Annotated in this window: 1 protein-coding gene; it reads right to left on the bottom strand. The window is 45.8% G+C overall.

Annotated features, from left to right (window positions below; all coding sequences use genetic code 11):
* Positions 1-1271: chemotaxis protein CheA (locus AC3AYF_RS21260; protein WP_487780457.1), on the bottom strand; the 1271-nt coding region annotated here is incomplete at its 3' end.
* Positions 1272-1292: the final 21 nt, after the last annotated feature.

A 1292-nucleotide genomic window follows, 5' to 3' on the forward strand; every position in this document is an offset into this window, starting at 1 on the left:
ACGTCGGATTCAATCTCTATAACACCATTAAGTTTGGTGATACTGGTTTTAACCACATCCATGCCAACACCACGGCCTGAAATGTCTGAAATTTCTTTTTTCAGCGAAAATCCGGGGGCAAAAATGAGCGCATAACATACAGACTCAGTGAGGCGAGAGGCCGATTCTTCATCCATCATGCCTTTCTCAACGGCCTTTTGGCGCAAGATATTAGCATCCATTCCCGCACCATCATCGGAGATGGTGAGCAGAATATGATCACCTTCCTGTGCGGCACCTAGCGTTACGAGACCTTGGCGAGGTTTGCCTGCTGCTTCGCGGACATCCGGCATTTCTATGCCATGGTCGACAGCATTTCTAACTAAATGAACCAATGGATCGGCGAGGGCTTCAACTAAATTTTTATCTAAATCAGTCTCTTCACCTTGTAGTTCTAAGTTGATATCTTTCTTTAAATTTCGGGCTAGATCGCGAACAACACGCGGGAAGCGGCCAAAGACTTTTTTGATTGGCTGCATGCGTGTTCTCATGACTGCTGTTTGTAGATCGGCCGTCACAACCGCAAGGTTGCTCACTGCTTTTGACATTTCTTCGTCTTCAAATGCCGCTTCTAAAGTACTAATACGATTACGGACTAATACTAATTCACCTACCATGTTCATAATTTCATCAAGACGACTGGTATCAACACGCACACTGGTTTCTGCTTGTTTAACTGTTGTAGGTGCGGCTTTGGTCTCGGATTCTTCTTTAGATTTAGCAGGAGGTGCTTTTTCGGGCGCGACTTTTGTTACTGGTTCTGGTTTTTTAACGGTGGCTTTTTCTTTAGCAGGCGCCACCGCTTTCTTCTTACCCTGTATATCATCTAATAAAGCTTCAAATTCTTCTTCAGAAATATCATCACTTTGTGGAGCAGATGATGACGTAACTGCAGCTGGTGTTGTGCTTGCGGTACCGGGCGCAGTGTTGCCATGAAGTTGATCTAATAAATTCTCAAACTCATCTTCAGTGATTGCATCACTAGGAGCTGCAGGAGGCGGACTGCTAGGCTGGGGTTTTGCAGCACCAGAAGCAGCGGTGCTGCCATGGAGCTCGTCTAATAAATTCTCAAACTCATCTTCAGTAATTTCATCACTGGCAGTGGGTGCTGCGATTTCAGCAGTGACCTCAGCGGGAGGAGCCGCATCAGGCTCAAGGAAATAGGCTAATTGCCTCATCACCTCGTCAACCGCCGGAGTAGGATAATTACCTGCTTTTGTTTCTTCAAACATGGTGTGCAGTATGTCTAATAC

The sequence above is a fragment of the Salinicola sp. genome, from assembly GCF_982684285.1.